16 protein-coding genes and 1 pseudogene are annotated in these 22,733 nt (G+C 60.6%); 5 read left to right on the forward strand and 12 right to left on the reverse strand.

The window, feature by feature from the left end; translation table 11 throughout:
- Positions 1 to 82 precede the first annotated feature (82 nt).
- Positions 83 to 499 (forward strand): very short patch repair endonuclease, encoded by a 417-nt coding sequence (locus tag ACX9GQ_RS01530; RefSeq protein ID WP_459627763.1) that lies wholly within the window; start codon positions 83 to 85, stop codon positions 497 to 499.
- 39 nt (positions 500 to 538) lie between these two features.
- Here ACX9GQ_RS01530 and ACX9GQ_RS01535 read toward each other — a convergent pair.
- Positions 539 to 1,767, reverse strand: a protein-coding gene (locus ACX9GQ_RS01535) for an IS3 family transposase (protein ID WP_459627764.1) whose coding sequence is annotated in 2 segments (ribosomal slippage) — positions 539 to 1,431 and positions 1,431 to 1,767 — 1,230 coding nt in all. Because the reading frame shifts where the segments join, the coding sequence is not laid out codon by codon here.
- A 178-nt stretch (positions 1,768 to 1,945) separates the two neighbouring features.
- Between ACX9GQ_RS01535 and ACX9GQ_RS01540 the strand changes: the two are divergent.
- A pseudogene (locus tag ACX9GQ_RS01540) lies at positions 1,946 to 2,190 on the forward strand (transposase); the annotation flags it as partial.
- A gap of 33 nt (positions 2,191 to 2,223) precedes the next feature.
- On the opposite strand, the gene ACX9GQ_RS01545 reads toward ACX9GQ_RS01540, so the two are convergent.
- From ACX9GQ_RS01545 to ACX9GQ_RS01595, 11 genes are all read right to left on the reverse strand, one after another.
- Positions 2,224 to 5,172, reverse strand: coding sequence for a restriction endonuclease (locus ACX9GQ_RS01545; protein ID WP_459627765.1), 2,949 nt, complete (start codon positions 5,170 to 5,172; stop codon positions 2,224 to 2,226).
- A 19-nt stretch (positions 5,173 to 5,191) separates the two neighbouring features.
- A complete protein-coding gene (locus tag ACX9GQ_RS01550) occupies positions 5,192 to 6,697 on the reverse strand; it encodes a site-specific DNA-methyltransferase (RefSeq protein ID WP_459627766.1) in 1,506 nt (501 codons plus the stop codon).
- Positions 6,698 to 6,990: 293 nt separating this feature from the next.
- Positions 6,991 to 8,250 (reverse strand): DNA cytosine methyltransferase, encoded by a 1,260-nt coding sequence (locus tag ACX9GQ_RS01555; RefSeq protein ID WP_459627767.1) that lies wholly within the window; start codon positions 8,248 to 8,250, stop codon positions 6,991 to 6,993.
- 156 nt (positions 8,251 to 8,406) lie between these two features.
- Positions 8,407 to 11,199 (reverse strand): SNF2-related protein, encoded by a 2,793-nt coding sequence (locus ACX9GQ_RS01560; protein WP_459627768.1) that lies wholly within the window; start codon positions 11,197 to 11,199, stop codon positions 8,407 to 8,409.
- A gap of 123 nt (positions 11,200 to 11,322) precedes the next feature.
- The gene (locus tag ACX9GQ_RS01565) at positions 11,323 to 11,508 is read right to left on the reverse strand and encodes a hypothetical protein (protein WP_459627769.1); all 186 of its coding nucleotides are present in this window, start codon (positions 11,506 to 11,508) and stop codon (positions 11,323 to 11,325) included.
- A gap of 54 nt (positions 11,509 to 11,562) precedes the next feature.
- Positions 11,563 to 11,913, reverse strand: a complete 351-nt coding sequence (locus ACX9GQ_RS01570) for a helix-turn-helix domain-containing protein (RefSeq protein ID WP_459627770.1) — start codon at positions 11,911 to 11,913, stop codon at positions 11,563 to 11,565.
- 247 nt (positions 11,914 to 12,160) lie between these two features.
- The gene (locus ACX9GQ_RS01575; RefSeq protein WP_459627771.1) at positions 12,161 to 12,595 is read right to left on the reverse strand and encodes a hypothetical protein; all 435 of its coding nucleotides are present in this window, start codon (positions 12,593 to 12,595) and stop codon (positions 12,161 to 12,163) included.
- 39 nt (positions 12,596 to 12,634) lie between these two features.
- A complete protein-coding gene (locus ACX9GQ_RS01580) occupies positions 12,635 to 12,838 on the reverse strand; it encodes a hypothetical protein (RefSeq protein WP_459627772.1) in 204 nt (67 codons plus the stop codon).
- A gap of 144 nt (positions 12,839 to 12,982) precedes the next feature.
- Entirely contained in the window at positions 12,983 to 16,288 is a 3,306-nt protein-coding gene (locus tag ACX9GQ_RS01585; RefSeq protein ID WP_459627773.1) for a TM0106 family RecB-like putative nuclease, read from the reverse strand.
- Between the two features lie 136 nt (positions 16,289 to 16,424).
- Positions 16,425 to 16,970, reverse strand: a complete 546-nt coding sequence (locus ACX9GQ_RS01590; RefSeq protein ID WP_459627774.1) for a thermonuclease family protein — start codon at positions 16,968 to 16,970, stop codon at positions 16,425 to 16,427.
- Positions 16,971 to 17,214: 244 nt separating this feature from the next.
- Positions 17,215 to 20,118, reverse strand: coding sequence for a UvrD-helicase domain-containing protein (locus ACX9GQ_RS01595; protein ID WP_459627775.1), 2,904 nt, complete (start codon positions 20,116 to 20,118; stop codon positions 17,215 to 17,217).
- 242 nt (positions 20,119 to 20,360) lie between these two features.
- Between ACX9GQ_RS01595 and ACX9GQ_RS01600 the strand changes: the two genes are divergently transcribed.
- The 3 genes from ACX9GQ_RS01600 to ACX9GQ_RS01610 all read left to right on the forward strand — a co-directional run bounded on the left by ACX9GQ_RS01600 (position 20,361) and on the right by ACX9GQ_RS01610 (position 22,657).
- The gene (locus tag ACX9GQ_RS01600) at positions 20,361 to 20,993 is read left to right on the forward strand and encodes a hypothetical protein (RefSeq protein WP_459627776.1); all 633 of its coding nucleotides are present in this window, start codon (positions 20,361 to 20,363) and stop codon (positions 20,991 to 20,993) included.
- A gap of 144 nt (positions 20,994 to 21,137) precedes the next feature.
- On the forward strand, positions 21,138 to 21,467 hold the full coding sequence (locus ACX9GQ_RS01605) for a hypothetical protein (RefSeq protein ID WP_459627777.1): 330 nt from the start codon (positions 21,138 to 21,140) through the stop codon (positions 21,465 to 21,467).
- Positions 21,464 to 22,657: a DUF3293 domain-containing protein gene (locus tag ACX9GQ_RS01610; protein ID WP_459627778.1), complete on the forward strand. Its 1,194-nt coding sequence runs from the start codon at positions 21,464 to 21,466 to the stop codon at positions 22,655 to 22,657. The genes ACX9GQ_RS01605 and ACX9GQ_RS01610 overlap by 4 nt, the downstream gene beginning before the upstream one ends.
- The last annotated feature ends 76 nt before the right edge of the window (positions 22,658 to 22,733 follow it).

Here is a 22,733-nt window from a genome sequence, read left to right on the forward strand (position 1 = left end):
TTGTTCCAAGTCTTGTGAATTTACATGGTCGCAGAATAACTTCGCCTGGAAGCGCAAAATATAACTGAGTTTCTATTCAAGCATGGTCGATAACTTGACCAAGGACGAACGATCTAAGCGCATGTCGCTGATTCGTTCAAAAAACACCTCCCCTGAACTATTACTTAGGAAGACGTTGTATGCGCTAGGCCTGCGCTACCGCATCCACGCAAAGGACCTGCCCGGAAAGCCCGACCTCGTCTTCCGTAAACAACAGGTCGCCGTCTTCGTCCATGGTTGCTTCTGGCACCGTCACAAAGGCTGCAAGGCCGCTAACATGCCTAAGTCAAACATCGAATTCTGGAAGCGCAAATTCGACCGTAACGTGCAGCGCGATGCCGAGAGAAAGGAGCGGTTAGAGCAACTCGGCTGGCGCGTTGAGATCGTTTGGGAATGCGAGCTCCATCCTCGCAATCTACACGAAACAGTGCGTCAACTTCGTGCATCCATCATGCGTTGAGTTTAAGCAAGAAAGATTCGGCTCCTGGAGTTGACCCCGTTAGACCGGACACGCGGCTGGCTGTGACATGACCCGGATGTACTCCCGAGGGGAGCGGTATCCGAGCCGGCTGTGCGGATGGACGTCGTTGTAGTCGTCCATCCAGAAGGGGATTGCCGCGAGAGCGGCTTCGGCGTTTGGGATCGGGTTCACGCGGACGTAGTCGCGCTTGAACGTCTTCACGAAGGCCTCGGCGATGCCGTTGCTCTCCGGGCTTTCGACCGGAGTGAAGCAGGGATCCAGGTTGAGCGCGAGGGCAATGTCGATGGTCTTCGCGGCCGCGTAGATCGACCCGTTGTCGCTGAGCCACTGCACGCGATGGGGCGCCCGAGGGCTGCCGAAGCGGGCCTCGACGCAGCTCACCATCATGTCCCGGATCATCTCGCCAGAAAGCCCCGCCGTCGTCGCTGTCCAACCGATCACCTCTCGATCGTGGCAGTCGAGAACGAAGGCGACGCGGACGACCTCGCCGTTCCAGCACGTGAACTCCAGACCATCGGAGCACCAGCGGACGTTCGAGTGCAGCGTGGCGACCTGGCCGTCATGCTCACGGGCATGTCGCCGGCCTGTGTGGCGGGCAAGCAGGAGGCCGAGCTTCCTCATGAGGCGATAGACCCGCTTGGCGTTGACGGGCGGCAGACCGGCTGATCGCCGCTCGCGCTTGAGGAGCGCGGCGATCCGCCTGTACCCGTAGGTTGGGCGAGCATCCACGAGGCGTCGGATCTCCACGCTGAGTTCGAGATCGCCTTCCCGTATCTGCGGCCCGCGCCTGGGGCGCACCCCCTTGACGCGTTCGGCGATGTTGGACCGCGCCACGCCAAGCGTCTCGGTGACCGCCTTCATCGGGAACCGTCCCTCGGCGCAGAGTTCGACAGCGAGATCGCTTTTTTTGCCCGCGCGAGGTCAAGGGCCTCCTTCAGGATCTCGACCTCCATGGTCTTGCGCCCGAGCATCCGTTCCAGTTCGCGGACCCGCTCCTCCAGCCGGCGTACCTCGTTGGCGCCCACGACATCGTCGTCGACCCGGACGGCTTCCTTGCCGCCTTCGCTCATCAGTTGCCTCCATCGGAACACGAGGCTGGGCGAGAGCCCATGGCGACGGGCAACATAACTGATCGACATGCCGGGCTGCATCGTCTCGGCCACGACGGAGAGCTTCTGCTCCGTCGTGAAGCGCCGGCGACGGGCGACACCGGTGATCAATTCCACCTTCGAGAAGGTCTCAGACATAGGCGTATCCCTAGGTCTATGCCTAGGTCCTCCGGCTGACGCCGGTGTCCGGTCGAAACGGGGTGCACTTCAGCTCCTGACTATCGTCGATACGTTCACGCGGGTTCTCGCCGGTGACCTGCCACTGAGATTCTCCTCCACGCGGAGTTTAGAGTCCGACCCTTCGAAGGATGGACAGATGAAGGAAGGGCGGTCCTCTGAAGAGCAGATCATCGGGGTGCTGAAGGAGGATGAGGCAGGCGCGAAGACCGCCGCTCTTGCGCGCAAGCACGGTTCTCGGAAGCGACGCTCTACAACTCGAAGGTCAAGTACGGCGGCATGGACGTCTCCGAAGCCAAGCGGTTGAAGTAGCTCGAGGACGAGAACGCCAAGCTGAAGAAGCTGCTGGCCGAGCAGATACTGAACGCTGTCGCACTCCGCGAGGCTAACGGGATATAGCGAAAGAATGAACCGCAGCTAGAAGGAGATCTCCGCCAACGACGTGACTACGTCATAGTCCACGCCCAAGATATCAAAATGCTTGCGACCGCAAGCGATTTTTTGGTTCTCCTTCGTCCGGAGCTCCTCGTTATCAAGAGTGCTCTTTGTCTCACGTACGAAATACAGTTTCTCATCACGTTCTGTGACGAAAGCCCAGTCGGGATTGTAGCTGCCGATCGGCGTATCAATCTTGAACCAGAAGGGCAGCTTGACGAACAGCTTGACGTTCTCATTGCTATCGAGGTCGCGGGCGAAATTCTTTTCGACTTCAGACTCGTACTCGATGGCGTCGAACAACGCCTTTTCGCGGTGTTTGACTTCATAAAGGTTGGTCAGGTAGCGGACAATGCCCTGTTCAGCTTCTTGCTCCAGCCGACTTTGCTCCCAAAAGTGGTTCGCGACTATTTCGTACTTGATCCCATCCAGCATCAGTTCCTGCAGGGCGCGCGAAATCTCTTTGGATAAGGCAGTCATGAAAGCCTGCGGGCTCACCTTGAACTCGGCAAGCCTCCCTGAGCGCTTCAGTATCTCGGCAAGCGTATGCCGGGTTAGCTCGGTCTCCTTCTGGAGGAATGCCAGAATGTCCGGCAGGATCCTCACTTGCTCCCTCTCGCGGACGCGGGTTGCGATCTGCTTGTCTGCGACGACACCTGCGTCCGTGATTTCCACCTCAACCACCGTGGTGGCAACCCGGGGGGCCTTGATCGGCTCTATGAGCTTGATACGGGCGAGCGCCTTGTCGATCAGGTCGGCTGTATCGAATGTTACCCTGTAACGGGTTCGGTGCTTGATCTTGTCCCAAAGCGCCTGGAAATCGGGGCTGAGTTGCACGTCCTTACGAAATTTTAACTCACGCCGGTCGCGTGCGTTCACTATGCGGTTCCTAAAGAGCTTGCGGTTGATCTCGTCAACAATCTCGGCCTTCAGATCGACGAACTCCGCCGGAATCTTCAAGTCGAAATGAGGATTCTTGGGGTCGAATTTCTCTAGGATCTCGCCCGTAGCATTAAGGTAGCCGTTCGCGACCAGATCGGTCCAGATTTTCACCGAATCATCTTGGCCGAGGACGGTCTCCTTGCCGTTCTCCCCGCGTCGCAGCAGCTTAGCAAAGGCAATCTTTTCGACCCGCCCGAACTGGATGTCGAAGTCCTCCTCGAACTCCGACTGCAGGGCCCGCGCGAACTCCTCGTATGACTCGTTTGCGATAACTGTCAGTCTGTTCACCGTCTCGTCATGCACTCGCTCGCCAAACCTATTTACCGGCAGACGCAAGCCACGCCCAATCTCCTGGCGCTTTCTCTCGGTCGACTTTGATTCATTCAAAGTGCAGATCTGGAAGACGTTTGGGTTATCCCAGCCCTCGCGCAACGCCGAGTGGGAGAAAATGAAGCGCAGCGCGACGTCCGCATCGAGCAGCCGCTCCTTATCGCGCATGATGAGGTTGTAGGTGTCCTCGTCGTCCGCCGTATTGCCGCGTGTGTCCTTCGCCCGGCCCTGCTTGTCTCGTGAGAAGTAGCCATCATGGACCTCGGCGACATCAAACGGGATAAGGCCCTTGTAGATCGGCCTCGCGGTTAGCTCCCGGTAGGCATCCACGAACCACTCCCCGATCTTCCCGAGGCTCGTGGTGCCGTCCTCGTTATAGACTCGGTAGTTCGCTACGCGGTCGATGAAGAACAGCGAGAGCACCTTGATACCCTTGCCATTAAGCGCGCGCTCTTTCTTGAGATGCTGCTCGACGGTCTCGTAGACCTGCGCCTTCATCATGTCGTCCGCCAACCCGCCGAGTTCCTGGCCAAGCTCCAGGAAGCGGCCTTGGTTGAACTCGATATACTCGGCGTCCTGAGTGCAATCGATGCTGTGCACGATATATCCGTAGCGGTAAGCTTCGCGCCCGCCTGATTTGACGTAAAGGTCGTCGCCCTGCTTCACCCAGAGCTTGACGGCAGTCGGCCCGCTCGGGCCTTCTTTATGGAGCTCGACCTGCGCCTTAGCGCCGTTTTTATTGTTGGTTTGCAGCAGCTTGACGTAGGCATCGTTGAAATTGCTGTCTGAACGTATTGAAGCAACCTCGATACGCTTCACGAGACGCAAATCGTAGGCCCTGATCGGATCGAGCTTGTATAGAAGGTTGTACGGATCGCGGTGGGTCGCGCTGTACCGCAACGTGAAAAGCGGAGCCAGGTTGCGAATTGCTTTCTTCGACTTCTCCGTCGTATCGACGCTCTGCGGCTCGTCGATAATGACGATCGGATTAGCCGCTTGGATGAACTCAATGGGTCGCCGACCTGACATGCGGTCGTTCTCACGGTTGATGATATTGAGCTTTTTGAGCGCATCCTCGTTCATCTCCGCAAGATCTTTGTCAGCTACGTCTTTCTGGAAAGATTGGATATTGATGATCATGATTTGAATTTGGTTGCTGCTCGCGAACTGGCGGACCTTGCCAAGACGTTTACTGTCATAGATGAAATGATCGAATGGCACCTTGTCGTAGAGTGTCTGGAAATGCTCTTTCATCATGTCGATGCTCTTGAGCACACCCTCGCGAATCGCAACACTCGGTACTACAATGATGAATTTCTTGAAGCCGTAGGTTTTGTTAAGCTCAAATATGGTGCGAAGATAGACGTATGTCTTGCCAGTACCGGTCTCCATTTCGATAGAAAACTCCCGACCAGCAAGCGCTGCGACTTTTACGATGTTATTGGTTTCCTGAACCGCATGGACGTTCTTGAGAATCTCGTCATCCAGTAAGTCGAGCCGGTTGCCCAGGCCGAGCTCAGTCTGAAATAGACCTCCCAGCTGCAAAGATTGGAACGCCATTGCCCCGGTCTGCGCGAAGGGCTGCCCGTTGAATACGGCGACGACGGCGTCGATGGCATCCCGTTGATACTGAATCGAGGCGTCGTATTTGAGTTTCATCCGCCGCGCCCCCCCCCACTCAAACCGTCTTGAAAACGATTTGGGAATCCTCTGCCTCCGCCCGCGCCTTGAAGGTTTGAACGGCATTCGCTTTCAGCTGATCGTTACCCTTGAAGCCCTCGTCCAGGCAGATGACCTGTAGCGGGTTGGCGTCAGCGAGTGCATCGATCAACTCGGGTGTGATCTCTCTCTCAAGGCATATGAGGAGTGCGCCGCCCTCGATAGAAAAAACCTTCTTCCCGGCCATCTCCACGGTCATATACCTCGTGGTAAGTGGAAAACCCGCGCCCAAGAGTAACTCGAATAGCAGATGATCAGGTGCAGCGCCCTCTCTGAGGTGATCCACATGGGTTTCGAGGCGGCGAACCATGTCTTCCTCAGAACTCGCCTCCCACCGCCTAAAATTCGAACGCGCTAGCTTGAAGCTTCGGAAACCTAGCGAACTATCTTTCTTATTTGTAGCATTGGAAGCCAACCTTCGTAGCATCGCCTCCGAGAGCGTTAGGTCGCTCCCCTCTAGCTTTTCCGGAAATTCAACGAGGACAAAAGATGGTGCCGGACCACTTTGTTCAAGAGAGAGAATTGCCTCTCCCATGGCTCCGGTTCCGGCGTAGCAGTCCAAGACCAAATCATTCGCCCCAACGTTTGCTATACTAAGCAAATGTTTCATAAGTCGCGTTGGCTTCGGAGACAACTTCAAATCCGGCAGATGCCTTCTCAATTCCTTCGTCGCTTCGTCAGTATGACCTACCTCGTCGTGCTGGAGAATTGTCTTTGGCATCGAGCCCTGTCTGATCTCAAACAAGTATTTCTTCTTTGCAGGGATTGAATTTCTGCCATCGACACCCCACCACAGCCTCCCTTCCGCGACATTATTCTCGTGTTCTGCAAGCGAGCAGGCCCATACCCTAGTTTTCTTTGGAAAATGTACTTTACCAGTATTCGGATTTGTCACCGGGTAGTACAGGTTTGGGCGCTCCTCGGCTGTGTACCGGCACGTATAGTCAGCTGCCTTCCAGGGCCCTCGGGGATCGTTGTCGGGGTTGGTGTATCTAGCCGATTGCTCGTCAGTCATGGGCAGAAGGCCGGCGGTGAACTCTTCAGAGCGCCGATAGCAAATGATGTTCTCATGCACGTAACCGACGTCTTTTGTGTCCGGAGGAGGCGAGTAGCGCTTCTCCCATACGAATGTAGCCACGAAATTCTCTTCGCCAAAAATCTCGTCCATGACGGCACGTAGGTGATGCGCCTCGTGGTCGTCTATGGATACAAAAATCACCCCGTCCCTCGAAAGGAGATTTCGACACAAGAAAAGCCGAGTATAGATCATATTCAGCCAACCAGAGTGATCAGAACCAGCAGTCAAACTAATACGTCCATTGCTTTCTGAATTATCGACATAATCGATATATCTGTCGAAGTAACCTTCGCTATCATCGAAAATGAGCTCGCTACCGATATTAAATGGAGGATTAAGATATATCATCTTGAACCGCCCGAAGTAGGATCGTTCGATGAGCTTCATTACTTCTAGATTTTCTCCTTGAATTGCAACGTGACGTGCCGCGCCGAAATTGATCGAAGTTGCTGGATCGGGATGTAGTGCGCCTTGTGGAGGTCTCTGGATTCGGCTTAAAATCTCAGACTTCCCGCGCCATTCGAATCGAAATCGGTTGGCGTCTTTGCCCGTTAGGTCTCGGGCAAAAGCGTCTAATACTAGATCCCGCAACAACTTTTCGTCGACACGCTCACCTGCAATCGACGATAGAAGGTCGTTAGTTCGCGTTTCTAAGCTGCCTGCGTTTTTTTTCTCGTCTCTCATATGCGAGCCCCCCGCTCAAGTTTCTCCAGTTTATTTCGATACTCTATGATTTCAGGGAGCATTTCCTCAAAGGCGGAAAGACTGTCCCCGCGGGATGGATGAATCTTCCCGCCTCTCAATAGCGACTGATGGTAGAGGGCATCGAACAGGTCAGACGGCATTGGGTTGCCGGATCGCACTGAACGGACAATTAGACCAGCCGAAGCTTGCGCGGAGAGAGGCGAATGGTCGCCAGGCTCCAAGAAGTCGGCGAGATTTGAAGCTAGCGTACTGGGCTCATGATCAATTGCCCATTCCACCTCACCGTCGAAATAGCCGCAGGCAGTGCGGACGGAGAAGCCGCTCCGCACTCCAGATGGTGGGCATGCGTTCATGACACTCGACAAAACAAATTCTCCGACCGGTCTTGCGACCGCATTGCCCGCCATCCTAAGCAGGGTCGAGGATGCGAAACCCAAAGTGCGAATGTCGGAGAAGCCTTGAAGGGCGAGGTTCTCTCCGACGGTCAACTTTCGGGCAATCCGACCATTGAACACCGCTACAGTGCCTCTACCTTTGTTGTCAGTCGCTCCGACCTTTAGCGCGGGCACATAACCTATCGAGTAGCAAATCGATCGTTTGCCGCCAGTCCAATAAAAACCGTTGGCGTTCTGGATAACATTTTCATTTAATGCCTCTCGACCCCGAATATCTGGTATTTTAGCATGAAGTCCGAGAGCATAAGTAGGGTGCTTTGATGCTACAATGAAGAGCCTGTTACGGTCTTGAGGAAGTCCGAATTCCCGGGCGTTGAGCAAACGCCATGAAATGTGGTTGAAGCCGTGACTTCGGACTGCCTGTTTCGCTGCGTGGAAGTCGGCTCCGCCTGCGAGTGTCAATAGGTTGGGGACGTTTTCCCCGACGATGGTATGCGCACCGGATGCAACGGCTACTCGCAGCATATCGAAGAACAATCCAGAACGGTTTCCGAAGAGACCGAATTGCTTACCTGCGGAACTTATGTCCTGGCAGGGCCAGCCCCCAACAATAAAGGACGCTGGCGGAGGCGCTATGAGGCTTCGGACGTCATCGTGAATCGGAACGCCCTGATTCAGCGGACGGCTTCTAATGATCGCACGGCACTCGGCGTCTTGCTCACAAAAAAGAATCGGCGGAACGGAGGGGTGTTCTAACCCCCCTATTCCAGAGAATAGGCTCAAATAAGCCTTCGGTACTTCGGTGGCTTCTGTTTGTCTATGGGGATTATTATCGTTCATGATTAGGTTGCCAGTGTACGGGCGCTAGACACAAGGAAGGAAGTGGTCCAGCCGCTATGCGGATGGTAAGCTTCGGCAGTTTGCGACATTGCGCCGTCCCTGATCTTGGGACCCGCCATTTCGGTATCGCTTCCGGCCTGTTCATTTCGGGCCCGTTCACAGGATTTGAAATCTGATGGAGAAGAGCTCCTCATCCGACGGGACCTGGAAGAGGCGTTCCTCCACCTGATCCAGAAGGCGATCCTTCTGAATCTCAATATCCTTTGCGGCAGCGTCATATGCGCGCCACGCTTCATTCCGCTGCTCTTCCAGTGCCCGCGCCTTGCGCTGCAGCCTGAGTTTTTCGGGCATGCTGCCTGTATAGCGGACTTCCCTTTTCAGCGCCTTGATCTGCTCGTCGAGCTCCTTCAAGTCCGCCTTCAGACCCGCGCGACGATCCTCTGCCCAGTGATCGAGCTTATCCATCTCCTCGTCGAACCACTTGGACTGATTGCGCGCGATCTCATCGAGGATGGCCTTTCGCTGATCGTCGATGGCCGCCGTCACCGATGGCGGCACACAAAATTCGGCCGAGCCATTCTTATGCGATGGCATTTCAAACAGACGCATCGCCGCCGCTTGATCCAGAAGAACGCCGTCGTCCGTGATGGCGGCGAGGATGAGATGATCCTGATCGTCCGCGCCTCGAATGGAAAGCTTATGCACGACAAGGGTTCCGGCCTTTCCAACAAACGGCGCGATAGAGACTGCCGTCTGCGGCCAGCCCGTATAATCGAAAACCAACTTGGCGCCATTGAGCTTACGCTCGCCAGCCACTGACAGGAGATGCTGCGCTAGCGGATGGCTTAGGCGATACCTATGGCCGTCAATGCCCTGCTTTGAAAGATAATAGCTGCCGGCCGGGGCCTGAACGCCATCCGGCACAGATTTCAGAATGAAGGTCATGTAATCGTCATCGAATTCAGCGTGCCTTGCCAGCTCATGCTTCGTGACGGCCCACAACATGCGCTCATAGCGATCAATGTAGGATTTGCTTTTCGCCATGTTGACCTTAAGGCGGTCATGTACCTCGGCGTCGAAGTTCTCCAGAAGTTTGCGGCGTGTATCTTCCATTGAGACGGAGATATCTGTCTCCATTTCAGCGCGCAGAAGCTCGAATGCTTTCTCGATATCCGCGACTGAACGGCAGGTTTGGTATATGGACATAATGCGTTTTTCAAATTCAACGCCAGATTCTATCGCGCCCAACACTTCATCGCTAGCGCCAAAGACGCCGGAGAAGAGCTTGAATTTTTCGGCCAGCAGTTCAAACACGCGCTGGTCCGCAGCGTTATTCTTATTGAGGAAGTTTACCACCACAACGTCGTGACGCTGGCCATAGCGGTGACAGCGCCCGATTCGCTGCTCAATTCGCTGCGGATTCCACGGCAAATCATAGTTCACCACCATCGAACAGAACTGAAGGTTGATGCCCTCGGCCGCTGCTTCGGTGGCGATCATGATTCCGGCCTTCTCGCGAAAATAATCGACGAGCGCGGCCCGCATATCGGCTGTCCGCAAACCGGTCACGCGGTCCGTCCCCTTATGGCGCTCTATCCAAGCATTGTAGATTGCCTTGGACTGGGGGTCGGCATTTGAACCATTGAACATCACGAGTTTGCCGTCATAGCCGTGGTCCGACAGCAGTTGAACGAGATACTCTTGTGTGCGCCGGGATTCTGTAAAGATGATCGCTTTCTCGGCGCTTCCCAATTCCTGCGCCTTGGCAAATCCCGCACGGAGCGCGCTCAGCAGCGCAAGACCCTTGGCGTTCTCCGAGATTGACACGGCCAGATCGCGGAAGGCCCGGAGAACAGCGATCTCCTGCTGAATGTTAGCGATGTCGCTTTCGGTGAGAAGCTCTGGCTCGTCGGATTCATCAGGCCACTCGTCGGCGGCCTCTTCATACTCTTCATAGTCTTCTGCGATTTCCTCGACAAGCTTCTCCGGCATTGTTCTGTCGTCATGAAGCTGGCATTCCAGCTTTCGTGCCAGCGAATCTAGAGCTCCCGCGATCGCAAAAGTTGATGACGCCAGAAGCTTGCGCATGATGAGAGTCATCAGAGTACGCTGGCTGGATGGCAGGGCCTTGAGCGAAGGACGCCGAAGATAATCCGACACCATATCGTACAGGGCCTGCTCGCTGTCGCTCGGCACGAATTCCTGGGTAAGGGGAATTCGGTTAGTGTAACGGATATACTCAAGGACCTGCCGCCGTAAGGTGCGGTGGCAAACGGGTTTCAGGCGGTCTTTGAGCTCGTCAAACTGCCCGTCTCCGGTGATCCGTGCGTACTGCGCGCGAAAGCTCTTCGCATCGCTGAACGTGTAATCGTCGATCAGGCTGACCAGTCCGTACAATTCCATGAGCGAGTTTTGTAGCGGGGTCGCGGTCAGTAGAATCTTTGGGGCGTTTCCAAGTGCTGTCTTCAGCGAACGACCGATGCGGTTGTCAGGTCTGTAGACATTACGAAGCCTGTGGGCTTCATCGATCACGACAAGGTCCCAAGGAATAACAATTAGCTCGTCAGCACACCGGGCGGCGAACTGAAAGGAGCAAATCACGATTGCCTTTTGCTCAAGCGGGCGGCGCACACCGCTTTTGGCAAGTTTGTTGTAGTTCTTGGTTTCGAGAATGACTGTCGGCAGAAAAAATTTCTCCTCGATCTCCTGCGACCACTGCTTGCGTAGATTAGCGGGGGTGATGATCAGGAGCCGCCGCTTCCTTTCCGTCCATTTCTGCGCGAGAACGAGCCCAGCTTCGATGGTTTTCCCTAGACCGACTTCGTCAGCAAGGATAGCGCCCTTCGACAGCGGCGACTTGAATGCGAAGAGTGCGGCTTCAACCTGGTGCGGATTGAGGTCTACTTGCGCGTCAAGCAGGGGGGCAGCAAGCTTTCCGGCGTCGGCCACCGAATACCGCCTACTCAGCTCATGCGCGAAAAGTTTGGCGTGATACTCCGTCGTCACCCTGGTGCCCTGCTTCTCTGTTTGCCGGTTTATCCAACTCTTGATCTTCCCCCTGTCGAGCCGCCATCAGCCCCCAACCTTGAATCGGGAAATCTCCCCCTTGGCCGCAAGCTGCTGGGGTTCAGCCGTCGAGGCTGGTATGGGCCTATGGTCATGGTAGCCGATTCGCCCAGCTTCAATGATCTGCTGAGACATCAGCAAGCCCTGGAACAGGCGCTCGTTCAGGTAATCATTTCGGCTGAGGCTGTTCATGCTCTCGAGGAAGGCGTCTTGAATAAGCTCGCTGCAGCAATATCGATCCGTGACCTATTCCTCCTGAACGTCATCGGCCGCAGGGTTCAGATCGGTCGATGACAAAGAAATAATCAGAAGTCGAATGAGAGCCTTTTTCTCAGGTTCTAATTGTCGATAACGCCGGAATAGCGCGATTTCCGCGGGATCGATGTCGCGAATACTGTCTCCATACAAAATTTGTTCAGTTGTTACGCCAAGTGCGTCGGCAAGTGCCGATATTCTTCGAAGAGTTATTTCACGGTTTTTGTTTTCTACTTCCCAGATATAGGATTTGCTTAAGCCAGCCAGTTCAGCCAGTGTGCCGAGCGAAAGTTTTCTCTTTAGACGGAGTGTTCTTACGCGCTGCCCGATGGGGGTCGACATTGTCGTCTCGCATTACATGCATCGTTTCTCATTTATACCCTTCGCTTGGGTTAAGCAAAGAGTAATCGTCAGGCTGTGCATTGAACGGGTTCGCGCCGATCCGTCCAGATTGTCGATCGTGCGAACTTCAGCGGCCGCATTGTATGATAGTCCTAGTTTTCTTCAGGGATCAATTCTTCCATTATGCAGTCGTCGTCTTCAAGCAGCAACTATTTATTGCGAATTGATTTCGCCCCCAAATTGCCGATTATAGTTGAAGTAAGGGCGTCTCGGATCCCAGTTCGATCAGCCGGCGCGCTGCGTCCACGGCCGCCTCCACGGTCGTCACTTGCGCTTCGAGCGGTTGTGACAGATCGACTGGCGGGACATCGATCACCGGACCCATGATCTGAAACGTCATCTGGTTGGTGGCGAACTTCCACCCAAGCATCTTGTTTGCGCTCGTTCCGGGATATCGAAATGTTGGTCCGGACTTGTCGACGCCAGGCTTGTGCGACAAGGCGTGGCCGTGGAAGCGAGCCAAGTAATCGGCTAGGGCCATGCTGAAACGGCTGGCCTCCTCTGTTCCCGCGGATGCTGTCCGGCTCATCCGGGTGAGTGCCCGGCGAAGCGCCGCGGCGCGCCAATGGGCGTGGTGATCCTCGCGCTGCACGAACCACTCAGCGAGGTCTTCAACAGGCACCTTCGTCTGCCAAGGCGCTTCGCTTCGAACGCTCGAAAGTTAGGCGCGGGGCGCAACGGGGACTGTCTGATAGCGGGCTGCAACCCCCTTGGCGACAAGTTCCTGCCCACGGTCATGAAAACGTTCGCCTTGTGTGTGCGTGAAGGCCGCAGCGATCTTGTGCTCTATCAGAACTACCGTGCGGATACCGTCTTTCTCGAATAGAGAGAGCACGTCCGATTCACCCCAGATGCCGCTGAACATGTTCCGAAGGGAGTGATGCGCCTAGACGGAGGACCGGCCGGACAAGCCGATCACGTCAGCGAAACCATTCCGCATAGCCGGATTCCAAGCGGAGTTCCTCGATCTGGATCATGTCGAGATCGCGCTTGGAGAGCATGAAGGGGATCAAGACTCCCCGGTCGATGAAGGCTCTAGCCACTCTTGCCCTAGGGCTTGCATTCCGCACAGCGCGTTCACCAGCCGCATCTGCTCCACCGTCGCGCATGACGTCTCACGCAGCCGTGGTGCCCCGAAGCAGAGCGCGAGCGCCTTGGCCCGCGAGATGGCCACGTTGATGCGGTTGAGGGAGAGCAGAAACTCGAGCCCTCGTGACGTCTCCTCTGCTGACGACGCCGTCATCGAAACCAGGCAGACGGGTGCCTCCTGGCCCTGGAATTTGTCGACCGTGCCGACCCGGATCGCATCGGGCAGGGCCGCACGAAGTGCGTTCACCTGCGCGTTGTAGGGAGCGACGACGATGATGTCCTCGGGCTTCATCGGCCGCGTGGCGCCGTCCTTGTCGGTCCACCGGCCCTTCAGGAGATCCTCGCAGGCGGCACGGATCGCCTCGACTTCCTCCGGAGACACCTGCGCATTCCCCTCGTGGTCCACCGGCACCCAGAAGGCGCCGGCGGTGGGGAAGGAGGTGCCCGTCACGGACTGCCGTTGCGTGTCCGGATGGCTCTCCAAACGGCCTTCGTAGACCTGCTCCGAGATGAAGCGGTTGACCTCCGGGTGCATCCGCCGCGTGACGCCCAGGAAGATGCCGCGGTCGTGAGGCACTGTCGCGTGGTCGCCCAGCATCCAGTCGAGGCAGGAGAGGTCGGCGGGGTCCGGGTGGGCGCCCTGGATCACCTGCGGGAGTTGCCGGGGATCGCCGACGAGCACGATGTTGCGGGCCGCGCGTCCCATCGCGACCATGTTGGCGAGGCTCACCTGGCCTGCCTCGTCGACGAACAGGACGTCGAAGGCCTGGACGTTCTCGTCGCGGGCGAAGAAGTAGGCGGTGCCGCCAACGACGCCGGTCCCCGAGGCCGCCTCGGCATTGTCCGTGGTGCGGCGGATGGGGCAGTCGTCCGGATAGCCGTCCTCGTCGTCGGAGAGCTTGTGGACGATGTCCGGCGTCACCGGCGGGTCGAGCGCGGCGCCGAGGCGGGCGCAGGTCATGAGGACGTTGCGGATCGCCTCGTGGCTGTTGGAGGTGACGCCGACGCGCTGGCCCTGCCGCATCAGCGCGAGGATAGCGTGGGCGGTGACATGGGTCTTGCCGGTGCCGGGTGGCCCCTGGATGGGCAGGACGGTTGCGTCCATGCGTTCGACCGCCGCGATGGTGCCGGCGACGAGGTCGTCGCCCTGCAGGATCGGGCCCTCGCCGACGAGGCGGGGCGGCGTGCGCGAGAGGAGATCGTCCACCGCGCGGTATCGGCGCGCCCCGCACTGGTCCTCGATGACATCGCGCAGCGCGGCCGCGATGACGTCGGTGTTGAGCGGCTTGTCGGGATGCAGGGAGAGGCGCTCGGTCAGCAGGTCTGCCCGCGCGACGCCGATCTTCACCGTGACGAGGCCGGTCTTGCGGTCGAGCCCGGTGATCGCGGCCGTCGCGAAGTTGTCCGTCGTCGGGATCGTCGCGTTCTTGCCGGCGCGCAGCTTCGTCTCCTGCGGCGGGAACCGGTATGTCCGCTGCACCGAGCGGTTCACGCGTTCGGCAGGTCCCGTCGCCACCAGTCCGCCCAGGGCATCGAGGTCGTCGATGAGGTCGTCGTCCTCCTTCCCCAGGCTGTCGAAGATCGCCCACCAGGCGGGCTTCGCCTCGCGCTTGTGGAACAGGCCCAGGTCGAACAGCATCGCCTGGCGGTCGGCGGGCAGGCCCGACGCGGCAAGGCAGGCGCGCAGGGCCGACGCGTCCTCGTCCTCCTGCGTCTCCTTCTCGCCGGCGTCCTCGCCCAGCTGCGGCCAGGGGCCGGCCGGGCGCAGGCTCACCAGCCAGTCGCGGAGCCTTTCGGTGGAGACGCAGTCGACGCGGTTGTAGGCCTCGATCTCGTCGAGGATCCGCTGCTCGCCCGTCTCGCGCCAGCGTTCGTAAGCGACCACCGAACCGCCCGCCGTCGTCACCTCGCCGTCGCGCTTGAGGCCATAGAAGACCTCGAGCGCCTTGATCGAGTAGCTGGGCTCCGAGCAGACAAGGGCACCGCGCACCACGGCGTAGAGGTCGACGAAGCGGCGCTCGCGCAGCAGCCGGTCGAGGAACGCCTCGCCGATCCCGTGCTTCGCGGTGAGCCGCCGCAGTGCGGTGATCTCGTAGGGCGCGTAGTGGTAGATATGTGCGGACGGGAAGGCGGCGAGGTGCGCGCGGAAGAACGCGATGAGGTCGGCGAGGGCCTGCCTCTCGGCGGCGTGGGCGTGTGCCCAGAAGCTCCGGAACGCGCCGTCGCACCAGACCCCGTGGAGATACTCAAGGCCGCCCTCGACGTGGGGATCGCCCTCGATGTCGTAGAAAAGGTCGCCGGGCTGCGGCTCGGGCAGCAGGTCGAAGCCCTTCCCCGGCTGGTGGGGCCGCAACACGGCCGTCGGCGTGCCGGTCTTCCGGGCGTGCTGCAGTTGCGCCTGCGCGATCAGCTTCCCGAGCGTCTCGGAGGCCATGCCCCTGACGGGCCCGGTGGCGGCGGCAAGGCCCGCCATCGTCGTGATGTCGGCGGCGTCGAGCTTCTTGACCTGTCCGCGCGTGATGTTGGCCACGGTGAAGAGGCTGTCCTCCGCGGTCCAGACGCTCTCGCAATGGTTCGCCCAGCGACACAGGGAGCAGTCCGGGCAGGGCACCGGGCGGGTGGGTGGCGGAGCGTCGAGGAAGGCCTCGAGCCGCGCCCGGGCGGCGCGGGCATAGTGCGCGTAGTCCGCCAGGCGCAGCGTCACGCGCTCTCCCGAGCCGAGTTCGACATGGGCGAATTCCGGCGCGACGCCCTGCACCTCGGCCAGCAGGTCCGAGTAGACCACGAGTTGAAGCACGTGCTTGGGATGGACGCTGCGCTTGAGCTTCGTGTCGGCGACCTCGTAGCTGAACGCGCCGAGATCGGACGGCCGCTCGACCCGCTCGAGGAAGTCCGACCAGCCGCCCCAGCAGCCCGAGAGCAGGGCGCCCTGGAACACGACGTCGGCTCCCTCGACCAGCGCCGCCCGGGTCGCCTGCGCATCCGCCGCGAGATCGCCCCGTGGCATCTCGACCACGCGCCTGCCGGCCGCCCTGAGACGCGCGAGGTGGGCGGCCTCGTGGGCATCCCCGTGCTTCTGCAGCAGCAGGGCGTCCTCGCTGTCCTCGAGCGGTTGCGGCCCCTCGCCGCGCAGGCGCATCAGGTCGAGCGTCGTCGCATGGGCGCAGCCCATGAAGCGCATGAGGTCGGTGGCTGACAGCAGGATCGTGCCGTCGATGAGGCGCATCGGTCCGTTCTCGCCCTTGCCGGCCGCGCCAGCATCGCGCCCGCTTCGTTTCGCATGAAAGATATCAACTCAAGGTTGCATTACCTTGAATGTTGTGGGCGTCAGTTCCTGACATGGGCCCGCATCGTCCCGGTCCTCATCCGCAATACGGCTTCTGCCGCAGCCGCAAACGGGCCTCCCGCGGCTCCAGGCGCCGGTAGCGCCCGCCCGAGTAGCGGGCGCAGTCGAGGGCGAGGCCCTGGCGGATCAACTCAGCGGCGATGTCGTGCCCGCGCAGGTTGAAGCACGTCGCCACGTAGCGCTCGTAGGTGCGCTCGCCGTTCAGGACGCACCGGACCGGCGCGCCGACCCCGACGATGGCCTGCAGCCCGGCGCGCGCTGCCGGCCCATTCGGTTCGGCAGGATGTGAAACCTCCTCGGCGTCGATGCCGTTGAGGCGCAGATGGATGCCCGCAACAACGATGGTGTCGCCGTCGAGGACCCGAGGAATTCCCTGGATGATCTGCTGCGCAGCGGCGAGAGAGGTAGTATGTGCGAGGCCTGCGACCGAGAAGAACAATGCCGCGGCCAGACAACACCAGCGGGGTAGCACGTTGCGATGACGGTTGGACTGGAGCGCAAGTGCGTTTCGGTCTGATGCCGCCGCTCTCAGTTCCCAGTTGCCGAAGACGGCGTCGCACATCAACTCACCCCTCGTTGAGCATTCCTGTTCCAGCCACCCACCGCGGTCGTCATGTCAGCCTCAGGGCTACAATCAGAAGTTGCAACGAAGATCGATGATGGGGGTGACAAAACCTGCCAGCGGCTCGGCTTGTTGGGTGGATGGGGGACGAGTGTCGTGCATGATGCAGTGCGGCGGGGGACACGATCATTTTGGACTTGGCCCATGAGCTTCTCATTAGGGCCGATGTGTCGCATGACGCCCTTCAGGAGCGCCGAGATCTGAACGGGCGACCAGTGTTTTCGGAGCCGTCCTGATGAGGAAGACGCTGCGTGCCCCTGCAGGTCGGATAGCTCACACAGCCGAGAAATCGGCCATGACGGCCCTTGCGTTCCAGAAGCCATCCATCGGCGCAGACAGGGCAGGCTGGGAACTCAGCCCCGCAACTGCACGTCATTCTATCCGGGTTCGCAGCGTCTCGTTCGGGCAAGCCGACGCCACAGGCGCTGCATGCCTTGAGTCTGTGGCCGCAAAGGTGGCGATGCTCACATGCGAAGAAGGAGCGTCCATTCGTTGCGGGCTGCTGGAGCATCCGGCCGCCGCACGCGCGGCAGCGCCGTGGGGCATGGCCGGCTTCGCCGACTTCCATGACCTCGTAGTCTGGGCTTCCGGTGAGTTCACGGACAAAGGTGGAGGGCCTCTCCCGATCTGCGAGGATCGTGACGGACGTCCGTGCCCGGGTCAGTGCCACGTAGAAGAGGCGACGCTCCTCGGCATGCTCAAAGGATTCAGGTTCGGGCAGCACGACGTCGAGAACCGGGTCGTCGACGATCTCCGAGGGAAAACCCATTCGCCCGCCTACCGCACGCAGGATGACGACGTGATCGGCTTCGAGCCCCTTCGATGCGTGCATCGTCATGAAACGAATAGAAAACCTAGGGAACTGCCCGGCGAGCCCTTCGAGCGACGACGGCCTGACGTGGTTGTACCGGCCCAGAAGAAGAACGCTGGTGCCGCGGACCGTGCCGGTTGAAAGCCCCTCAAGTGCCATTCTGACGGCATCGTCATCCTGGCCCCGCTCGACGTATGCGACCCTGATCGCCGGGTTCGCAGTTGTTGCTGCGGGCACGACCGTCTTTGGGATCTGTGCGGGATTGCGGAGCACGAAGTGCCGGGCCGGGCCCGCGATCTTGTCGACGCTGCGGAAGGTGCGTCCCAGATCGACGACGCTATGCACCGCCTCCTGGTCGCCAAACCGACCACCGAAGACAGCGCCGAAACTTCGCATAAGACGGATGTCGGCACCCGAGAAGCGATAGATCGACTGCCAGTCGTCGCCCACGGCAAAAAGGCGCGCATCGTCGTGCTGCGATTTCAGGGCGAGGAGCAGGCGTGCCCGTCCTTCCGAGATATCCTGGAATTCATCGACCAAAAGATGCCGGTAGGGGCTTCGGTAGCGGCCGGTCTCGACGTGGGCTGCCGCACGGATGATCATGTCCTCGAAGTCGATGGTCCCGTCGAGGCGGGCTTCGTAGGCGTTGATCACGGCCTTGAAGATCTTGAGGAACGCGAGGCTACGCGGGACGTCGTCCGTCGAGGCTGCGCGCTCCTCGCATCGGGCGATGGTCGCACCGGAACCCTTGAAGTGCTTGAGGAACGTGCCGAGCGTCTGCGTGAACGCGTCGACCTGCCCCATTTCGGCCAGGGTCCGGAACACCAGATCATCCGGGACGGGATTTCGCGTTACGTAGGGAGCAAGCTTCTCAGCGAGCTTCTCGAACAGCGTTCCCTCGACCTTCTCGTAACTGAACGTCTCGATGAGGTTCGTGCCATTCGCGTGGTGCAGTTCTCGCTTCCACGCCATGTCGGCCAGGTAGCGGTCCCGATCGATGAAGGGCGCGGTGGTCAGGCGGACGGAGCCGTCGGGCTGGATCGCCTTCCGGACGCCGAAGTGTTCGATGTAGATTCCGCTCTCGGTCAGCCGGAAGTCGGGACGGTAGGGGCCCCGTGCGTCCGCCGGGAGCGGACCTTCGTAGAGAGGCTCATATTCGTGAGCGATGCCATTGCGGTAGAGCCAGTTCGCAATCAGCCACTCTTCATAACTCCTGACGAGGTCACCATTGAGCGTGCGGAGGTCATGCGTCTCCACCCACTGGAAGTAGCCATCCTGTGTCTTGAAGTCCCACTCACTCTTGTACGGCCAGACAAACTCGGAAAACCAACTTAGAATAAGCGTGCCAACCTCGGTACCGGCCGCGATTTCGTCGTGCAGGATCTCTCGCAGCAGCATCCGAAGCTTCACGTCGTCGGCGGCATGATGGGCCAGCGCCGGCTTCCTGCCTTCGACGGCGCGGAAGATACTCATCCCAAGCGCGTGAAACGTCATCGCGTCGACGGCTGCGCCAGTCCGCTCCCTGATGCGCGTCGCCATCTCCGACGCCGCATCCTTTCCGAAGGCCAGCAGCAGGACTTCATGAGGCTGTCGGATACCGCGCTCGACGAGGTAGCCCGCCTTCGCGACGATGACGCTCGTCTTGCCCGAGCCCGCACCCGCGAGAACGAGAGTGGCGTCTTCATCCGTCACCACGGCGAGGCGCTGCTCGGGTGTGAGGGGGTTTTTCTCGATCGTATCGAAGAACCGCTGCATGCCGGTAAGGTCGAAGCCGATGAAGCGCTCGATTGCAGCTTGACGGCACTTCTCCGGTGAGGACAGGAAGCGCTGCACGTTTCCGATCCGACGTTGTCGTTCCTCGGACAGCATGTCCTTGGGAATGGTCCTGGGAAACGCGGCGGTGATCGCCCGGGCGCGCGCCAGGAATGGAGCGACAAGGCAGGCAGCCGGGTAGCGGCGCGGCTGTTCGAGCCGCTCCAGGGCGTCGGACAGCGATTTCAGTTCTTCGTCCACGGCGTCGAACTGCCGGAGAATGTGCGTGCGGAACGCCGCGTTCGCCGAGGAGACAAATCGGGCCGCGTCGTCCTTCGCGAGGCCCGCAAAGCGGGCGACAGATCCTCCATCGAGCGGGACGATGATAGTCGAAAAGCCGAACGTCTTGGCCAGCCGCGCAGGCCCTGCCCACTCACTGAAAGGCGCTTCCGGCCCACCGAGGAAGCGGATGCCCAAGACGGTCTGCTCGGCAGCCCACGGCTTGTGGCCAAGGATGCGAAGCAACGCGCCCCCCAGTGGACCTCTCTTTAGCCGCTCTGGCGATCCCATTCGACGGTTGCTCCCAGGCACATCCGAGGCCGCCTTACCGGCTCTCCGGATCGTGAGTTTTGCAACCCAAGGTTGCAAGATGGTGGAAGATGGAGATCGACAAACAGAGGGGCGCTGTTCCTGGGAAAGGTCGCTCGCGCGGACGCTTTGCGAAGCCGTTGCGATCGCGCTTCATGATCTGAAGGGGGATTGACGTCATGCCGCTGCAGAACAGGGTCACACCGTTCGGAGAAATCATCGCCACGCCCGAGCTTGGCCTCTTCATGGGCAACAGGGGCGCCATTCACACGGCCGACGGCCGGCTCGCGCAGCGTCGTTGGGCCCGCCAAAGCTGGGTCACCTGCCGCCTCGAATGGAAGGACATCAACCGCATCCGGAAGAACGGGCGGCTCATGGCGCCGAACTCCTACACGGAGTTGTTCTTACTCGACGAAGCGACTGCCCTGGCCGCCGGCCACAGGCCCTGCAACGATTGCCGCAAGGAGGACCTCGGTCGGCTCAAGGCTGCGTGGGTCGGAGCGCCCAAGAGTGTCGTGCCCATCGACGAGGCGCTTCATCGAGAGCGGATCGACCGTGAAGGGCGGAAGGTGACGTACACCGCCCGTCTGGACACTCTCCCCGATGGTGCGATCGTCGAGCTTCCGTCGCTGCCGGGGACGGCCTGGCTGGTTCATGGCGGACGCCTCAAGCAGTGGAGTGCGGGAGGGTACGTTGCCGCTCGCTTATGCGATGGTGCGACGGACGTTACGGTCCTGACGCCACGCTCCACGGTCGGCGCTCTGTCGAGCGGCTACCGACCGGTCATCCACCCCAGCGCCGAAAGCCTGTGAGCGTCGCGGCGACCGACGCCTCCACCCGGGTGGACCACCCGCAACTCACAGGCCCATCGCGATCCTTCCCCCTCGCCAGAACCCGCTGACCATGCTGACATGCGGCATCGGCGAGGCGGGCTCGCCGCGCGACACGGGAGTGCCATGAGCCGGGGTCCGGGACGCGTGCAACGCGCCATCCTGGCGCTGTTCTCCGAGACGCCGAAGGCGATCCTGTCCACGGCGGAACTCTGCGCGGCCGTCTACGGCACGACGCCGGACAAGCGGCACCGGGTCGCGGTGCTGCGGGCGCTGCGGGCCTGCGAGGGGCTGGACCTCCGGCACGCCGGTCATCGCCATGTGCGCTTCGTGCCCGGGCGCGTGCACGAGCGGGCCGACGACCTGTGGTACAACGCCGAAATCTGGACCCCGCGCTACGGCGAGGTGCTGCGCGTCCGCCGGCGACAGGCCCGGCGCATGGAGGCCGGCACATGAGGCGCTCTGTCGTCGTCCACGTCCCGCATGCCTCGGTCCTCGTGCCGCCTGACGAGACCTCGTCGTTCCGGCTGTCGCAGGCCGAGCTGGCGCGCGAGCTGCTGCGCATGACCGACCGCTGGACGGACGAGCTCTTTCCCGTCACGCCGGTGGAGGCCGGGCGGGTGGTGTTCGAGGCGAGCCGCCTCTTGTGCGACGTCGAGCGCTTTCCCGACGACCGCGACGAGCCGATGGCGGCCCGCGGCATGGGGATGCTCTACACGCGCACGAGCGACGGGCTGCCGCTGCGCGCGGCCCCGGCACAGGACGAGCGGCGCCGGCTGCACGAGACCTGGTACAGGCCCCATCATGCCCGGCTGGAGGCGGCCGTGCGGGCGGTGCTCGACGGTGCGGGCCATGCCCTCCTGATCGACGCCCACAGCTTCGCGCGCCACCCGTTGCCGCACGAGCCCGACCAGGCGCCCGACCGCCCCGCGATCTGCATCGGCACGGACGCGTTCCACACGCCGCCTGCCGTGCGCGATGCCGCGGTCGCGGCGGCGCAGGCGTGCGGATGGAGCGTCGCGGTCGACCGCCCCTTCGCCGGCGCCCTGGTCCCCGCCGCGTTTCACCGGACGGATCCCCGTGTCCAGTCGCTCATGATCGAGGTGCGCCGCGACCTCTACATGGACGAGGCAAGCGGGGCCAAGCACGACGGCTTCGCCGGCGTTCGCAGCGGCCTCGCGGTGATCATCGAGGCCGCCGCCAATGCAGCGGCGCGAGACGCCCTCACCGCGGCCTATCGCGCGACGAGCTACGTCGCGGGTGCCGGCGACCAACGGATCGTCCTGCGGGTCGGCGAGCGGTCGGAGGCGCTCCTGCGCGCCATGGCCGGGCGGGGCGTCGCCAGCGCGGCCTTCGTCACCGCGTGGAACCCCTTCAGCGTGTCCCTTCCCCCGGCGGAGAACGAGGCCGCGCAGCGCGCGCTGGCCGCCGACGTCGCGGCGGGCGGCTGGTACGCGATCGAGGGGCACGGCAGCGGCGACGACGGCGCGTGGCCGCCGGAGCCGAGCCTCCTCGTCCTCGGCCTCCACGAGGGTGCCGCCCGGGCGCTGATGGTGCGCTACCGCCAGAATGCCATCGTCTGGTGCGGAGAGGACGGCGTGCCGCAGCTTCTTCTCAACGACGCCCTCGGCGGATCCGTCCCCTAGGGCAAGGTCGGTGCCACCTGCACCGATGCAGCCCGCCGCGGCGATCCATGCTATCGTGCCCGGGAATGCGACCGGA

The sequence above is a fragment of the Alsobacter sp. R-9 genome (assembly GCF_054612375.1).